We start from the raw sequence: 3,358 nt of genomic DNA on the forward strand, positions 1-3,358 counted from the left end.
ATATCTGGATATCGCCGAGTTTCGCAGCAAGCAGCGCACGCCCAACCCCAGCTACGCCATTCTCGCCGGGGCGCTAAACAACTCGGAAAATCACGATATTCGCAACGCCAGAAAGGTCGACAATGTGTCGCCGGCCTTTAACCTGCAGTGGTATGCCAATGAAGACGTGATGAGCTACTTCCGCTATGCCAAGGGCTTTAAGGACGGCGGCTTCAATGCCAACGACACCACCGCCAGTCAGGACGCCTTCGCCTATGAAGACGAGGAGGCTGACACCTACGAGCTGGGCCTGAAAACCACCCTGTTGGACGGTTCGATGACCTTTAACGCGGCGCTGTTTTACACCCAGTTTATGGAGCGTCAGGTCAGTAACTTTACCCTTACCGGCTATGTCGTGGGCAATGCCGCCGAGTCGATCACCCAAGGGTTTGAAGCCGATATGCGCTGGGCGCTGAGCGAGCGCCTGATGGTGGGGGCGTCGATGGCCTGGCTGGACTCCTATTTCACCTCGTTTACCGACGGCCCCTGTACCGCCCAGCAAACCCGCGATGCCTCTGAGGCGGGGAACTCCGATTGCCGTCAGGACCTTACCGATCAGGGCACCGATTACGCGCCAGAGTATACCGCCAGTCTGACCAGCCAGTACCTGCAGCCGATCGGCGACACTATGGAACTGCGTTTGCAGTTGGATGTGAACTACAGCGACGAGTTTTTCTACACCCAGGATCGCGACGAGGCCGACTTGCAGCAGGCCTACTATAAGGTCAACAGCCGCCTGTCGTTGCTGCACTTTCACCAGGGCTGGGAGCTGGCCTTGGTGGCTAAAAACCTGACCAATGAAATGACGCGGCCGGCGGGCAATGACGTGCCGCTGTTTGTTGGTGCCCACTTCGCCGCTACCGATCCGCCGCGCAGCGTGGCGCTGGAAGGCGTGCTGCGGTTTTAATTTACAGTGCTTACACCGCCCGGCATGGCCGGGCTTTTTTATGCCTGCTTTATGCCTGCGGCGCCAGCTTGCGCAGCGTCGCGCTAAAGCTGCACAGGCACTTACCCTGTTGGCTGAGGGTGCCGCGGATAAAGCCCAGCCTGCCGGTTTCTTTTAGCAGCTCGACATCGGCAAGCAGCGCGCTGCCCGGTGTTCCGCCCTGCAAATATTGCATGCTGAAATCGATGGTCACCACTCGTCCGAGTGCGACACTGCCGGCGGTATACAGCGGCAGATAGAAGACTTGTTCGGCGCGGGCGGCGAGATAGCCGCCGTGCAGGCCGTGTTGAATGTTTTGGCTGTAGTGATCGGTGACAAAGCGCGCCTGGGCGGTGGTCGCGCCGGTTTTGCGAAACTCAAAAGCGCCAATCTGGCGGTCGAACGACGGCCCGTCGAGCATGCTCATCGTTTGCCAGTCAGAGCTTTCGCAGGCGGGGAAAAAGGCTTCAGACATGGGACACTCAGTATGTACGTAACACATAAAAAGGCGGCATCTGCCTGCAGATGCCGCCTCGCTAGTGGGGTGGTGCGGCCGGCGCTAAATAGCCTCGAAGCGCACCGGTAGGCCGTCGGCCGGGAAGATCAACGGCACCCAGCTGCGCGGCATTTCGTAGCCGTCTTTCACCTTAATGTCGTAGCGGCGCAGTAAGTGGAAGAGAAACAACTTGGTTTGAATCTCGGCGAAGTTCAGCCCCAGGCATTTATGGGCGCCACCGCCAAAGGGCACCCACTGGAAGAAGTGCTTCTTGTCTTCGGCGCGCTCTTTGGAAAAACGCGCCGGGTCAAAGCGCGTCGGCTCGCTCCAGTACTCTTCCATGTAGTGGGTGAACAGCGGTGAAATGGCCACCGCAGTATTTTTGGGAATGTGGTAGCCGAACAGCTCCATATCCTTCAGCGTGCGGCGCGGAATGGCCGGCACCGGTGGATACATGCGCAGCGCCTCCTTAAACACCAGTTTGCTGTTTTCCAGCTGGCCGAGGTCGTCGTAGTCCAGCTTGTCTTTGCCCAGTGCCTGATATTCGTCGCGCAGCTTCTGCTGCCACTCGGGGTTTTTGGCCAGCGCATAGACGATCGAACACAGCGTGCTGGTGGTGGTGTCGTGGGCGGCAAACAACAGAAAAATAATGTGGTCGCGCACCGCCTCGTCGGAGAAGTAGTTGCCGTCTTCGTCGGTGGCGTGGCAAATCTGCGAGAAAATATCCTGACCCTGTTCGCGGCGCTTGGCGGCGATGTGGGTCATCACAAAGTCTTCCAAGTGCTTCCGGCCCGCCAGACCGCGCTGCCACAGTGTGCCGGGAATGGGCAGCTTAACTACCGCCATCGACGCCAGCATGGTGTCGACAAAGGCATTGTTGACGCCGCTGGCTTCCTCGCCCATTTCCACGCCGAGAAACACCTCGGCGGCGACCTCTAGCAGCAGCTGTTTAACCGCGTGCTGGAAAGGGAACTCCTCGCCAACCGGCCAGTTTTCCAGCCCGCGTTCAGTGTGCGGGTTCATGGAATCCAGATAGCCTTCAATGGCGGCTTTTTTAAACGCGCCTTGCAGAATCTTGCGGTCGTAGCGGTGGGCTTCGGCGTCTTTCAGCATTAAGCCATTGGGGAACAGCCGGTCGAGTAGCGGGTTCCAGGCGAGCATGCTGGAGAATTGCCCCTCGCTGTTTTTCAACACGATTTCATTGGCCTCGGGGCCGAGCAGGGTAAGGCTGTGCTGAAACAGGGTATTGCCCCGCGAAATTTGCCCGTAGCGACGATAGCGCCGTTCGGTCAGGGCCTTGTAGTTGCGCAAAAAACTAAAGGTTTGGCCGAACACTGGCAGGCCGCTGTCGCCGGGTATATGGGTAAGGCGGCGGCTGGGCCGACGAGAATACTGCTGATAATCGATACTTTGACTGCTCATATCTTTCCTCATTACACGCATCGGCCGCAGGCAGGCGACACATTACAGCCCACACAGTAGAGCAGCGGTGGAAAGTCGGTCTAGTCGGCAGGCGACGGCGGTGGTCAAGGCGCGCCAGCGCCGACCGAGAATCGGTGCGTGTAACAAAATGTCTAGTAGTTGTCATGGTCAATCATTGCCGCTGTGGGGCTGGGAGGGGATGCTTAGCTCCGCAATTGGCGCCGCTGCACGCTTGGGTAGTGGCAGAAAATAATAATGGCGCTTTGGCGCCGGCCCACTGAGAGAAAATTGCCATGCTTCCCAGAGACTTTACCGAAGAGCAGCAGATGTTCCGCTCTGCGTATCGAAAATTCCTCGAGCAGGAAGTGGCGCCCAATGTCGAGAAATGGCGCGAGCAGGGCATCGTCGACCGCGAGGTGTTCAAAAAAGCCGGGGAACAGGGCTTTTTAATGGTCTGGCCCGACGAGCAGTACGGC

At 58.3% G+C, this 3,358-nt stretch carries 4 protein-coding genes; 2 read left to right on the forward strand and 2 right to left on the reverse strand.

What is annotated here, in order from left to right; genetic code table 11:
- Nucleotides 1-946: TonB-dependent receptor domain-containing protein (locus ABYM29_RS15280; protein WP_372865655.1), on the forward strand; the 946-nt coding region annotated here is incomplete at its 5' end.
- Between the two features lie 49 nt (nt 947-995).
- Here ABYM29_RS15280 and ABYM29_RS15285 read toward each other — a convergent pair.
- Both ABYM29_RS15285 and ABYM29_RS15290 read right to left on the reverse strand, forming a co-directional pair.
- Complete coding sequence (locus ABYM29_RS15285) at nt 996-1,439, reverse strand: PaaI family thioesterase (protein WP_372865656.1); 444 nt, start codon at nt 1,437-1,439, stop codon at nt 996-998.
- An 84-nt stretch (nt 1,440-1,523) separates the two neighbouring features.
- Nucleotides 1,524-2,882, reverse strand: coding sequence for a cytochrome P450 (locus ABYM29_RS15290; RefSeq protein ID WP_372865657.1), 1,359 nt, complete (start codon nt 2,880-2,882; stop codon nt 1,524-1,526).
- A gap of 293 nt (nt 2,883-3,175) precedes the next feature.
- Here ABYM29_RS15290 and ABYM29_RS15295 point away from each other — a divergent pair.
- Nucleotides 3,176-3,358 (forward strand): acyl-CoA dehydrogenase family protein (locus tag ABYM29_RS15295; protein ID WP_372865658.1); only part of this gene is annotated, 183 nt, incomplete at its 3' end.

Source organism: Spongiibacter sp. (assembly GCF_041602295.1).
Taxonomy (GTDB): Bacteria; Pseudomonadota; Gammaproteobacteria; order Pseudomonadales; family Spongiibacteraceae; genus Spongiibacter.